Genomic DNA, 2,575 nt, shown 5'->3' with positions numbered 1-2,575 from the left:
CAATATGCAGGGCTGTATCCCTGCTTTCCAGAACGCATGGCCCCAGGATAAAGAAAAGCTTCTTTTTGCTCGTCTGCAGAAGATTATTCATAGCACCAGACATCTTCATTAACTTGCGAGTTATCAGTTGATTGTTAACACTACAGCGAAATTTGTAAAAATAGTATCTGTTTAGCGCTTTTAAGGAAAGCAGGGGACAGGCACTCCGGGACCTACTTGAGCATCAATTTGTGCTCAAAATGAATCATTTTTTGGGACAAGTGGGTCCCGGAAGAGCCAGTCCCCGGAGGTCAATAAGTGCTGGGTGCTTGTACCAGTGCCACATGCAAAGCGCTAAACAGATACACAGCTGCAATTTCGAAAAATGCAATAAATCCAAAGTGTTGCATAAAATTTTTTGAGTGTCCATTTCATTCTTCAAGAAGTTGTTGACCCGGATGATTCCTGCAGTGCCAGGGAAAAGTCTCTGTCGTCCGGAACTGCAAGCCGGACCGCAGCCCGGACGAACTCTCTGAAAAGGGGGTGCGCCCGCATGGGACTGGACTTGAATTCAGGGTGAAACTGGCATCCTACAAACCATGGATGCTCCTGGAGCTCGATTATTTCCACCAGCTTTTCATCCGGAGAAAACCCGCTCAGAACCATGCCCGAGGACTGGAACTCCTGGGCGAACTGCATGTTGAACTCGTACCTGTGGCGGTGGCGCTCGGCTACTTCAACGGTGTTGTAGGCCTGCATGGCCCTGGTGCCGGATTTTAGTACACACGGGTATGCTCCCAGGCGCATAGTGCCCCCTTTTTCACTGCCGGGGTCGCGCTTCTGGATGGTCTGAGTTCTAAAGTCAAACCACTCGGTCATGAGATAGATAACAGGGAAAGGGGTCTCGGGAGTGAACTCCTGAGAGTCGGCCCCTTCCAGGTGGAGTACGTTCCTGGCGTATTCGATGACTGCGCACTGCATGCCAAGACAGATACCGAAAAAGGGGATGCTGTTTTCCCGGGCATATTTTATGGACAGGATTTTACCCTCAATGCCCCGGCCCCCAAAGCCTCCAGGCACCAGAATCCCTTGCACTCCCTGCAAATGACAATCCAGGCTCTGCTGTGTGATATCCTCGGAGTTGATGTATTTGAGCATCACCCGGGAATCGTTTTCCAGGCCGGCGTGGATCAGAGCCTCATGCAGGCTCTTGTAGGACTCCTTGAGGTCGACATATTTGCCCACGATGGCAATTACCACCTGGCTGGAGTAATTATTCAGGCGATGGACCAGGTTTTTCCAGGCCTGCAGGTTCGGGTTCTTGGCTGGCAGCTTGAGCAGGATGGCCACTTTCTGGTCCAGGCCCTCTTCGTAGAACATCAGTGGTACTTCGTATATGCTTTTGACGTCTCTGGCGGTGAAGACCGCATCAGGGTCAACATTGCAGAAAAGGGCTATCTTGGATTTTATCTCCTGCTCCAGGTCTACTTCGCAACGGCAAAGGATGATGTCGGCCTGGATGCCGATACTTCGCAGTTCCTTGACGCTGTGCTGGGTGGGCTTGGTTTTGATCTCGCCCGCCACCTTGATGTAGGGCACCAGGGTCAAGTGAATGTATAAAACGTTTTCCTTGCCCAGGTCGCCACGAAGCTGCCTGATGGCCTCCAGGAAAGGCAGGCTTTCAATATCACCCACAGTGCCGCCTATCTCTATCAGGGCTACATCCTCGTCATCGGTTGCCACGCTTAAAATGGCGTTTTTGATTTCATCGGTGACATGGGGAATGACCTGCACCGTGCCGCCCAGGTAGTCCCCGCGTCTTTCCCTGCTTATAACGGCATGATAGATACTTCCGGAGGAAAAGTTGTTGATCTGGCTCATGGGCTGGTCCAGGTAGCGCTCGTAATGTCCCAGGTCCAGGTCGGTTTCAGCGCCGTCTTCTGTTACGTAAACCTCGCCGTGTTGAAAAGGGTTCATGGTGCCGGGATCAACATTAATGTAGGGGTCCAGCTTCTGCAGGGCAACCTTAAGCCCCCGGGCCTTGAGAAGGGCGGCTATGGAAGCCGCGGCCAGTCCCTTGCCCAGGGATGAGAGCACTCCTCCGGTAATGAAAATAAACTTTGTCTTCATGCAGCTACCTTGAAATCCGCTGCTTAACACTACAGCGGCACTTTGTATAAATTATCAGCCAACGGGGACAGGCACCCACTTATTTTCTGAAGAAGACTTACGGATTATCAGTAAGCATTCAGGGGGTGCCGGCATCACGCCTCTGGCGTGACTGGGGACAGTCCCCGCGACACCTTTCCTGCACAAATGAAAAATGTCAAACGCGAGGTTATGTGAATCTGCATAGTTAATTGTTAATTGTTGAAGAACTTGAGAGTTCGAAGTTCCTGGTTCTTCGTTCCTGGTTGAAAGAAATAAAGTCAATAAATTTAGATAGATATCTGGTCTGGCCCGAAAGACATATTGAGCTGCTAAAAAAGCTAATAAAAATAAATGGTTACAAAAAACTTTTGACTGTCCAGTTGAAGAACAAAAGCCTGAATTAACTGCCTTACCCTATCACTACAGCGAAACTTATAAAAATTTT

General features: G+C 50.0%; 1 protein-coding gene. It reads right to left on the bottom strand.

What is annotated here, in order from left to right; all coding sequences use genetic code 11:
- Positions 1-417: 417 nt before the first annotated feature.
- Positions 418-2,109 carry a CTP synthase gene (locus tag QZP87_RS11495; RefSeq protein WP_291323066.1) on the bottom strand — a complete coding sequence of 564 codons (1,692 nt, stop codon included), beginning with the start codon at positions 2,107-2,109 and terminating at the stop codon, positions 418-420.
- Positions 2,110-2,575 lie beyond the last annotated feature (466 nt).

Origin of the sequence: Desulfonatronospira sp. (assembly GCA_003563255.1) — a bacterium.
Lineage (GTDB): Bacteria > Desulfobacterota > Desulfovibrionia > Desulfovibrionales > Desulfonatronovibrionaceae > Desulfonatronospira.
The sequence above is the reverse complement of the archived record's forward strand: the minus strand, read 5'-3'. Positions and strand labels throughout refer to the sequence as shown.

Bases quoted from the DNA above. Each gene is read 5' to 3' on its own strand.
- QZP87_RS11495 (WP_291323066.1), bottom strand. From the start codon at position 2,109: ATGAAGACAAAGTTTATTTTCATTACCGGAGGAGTGCTCTCATCCCTG.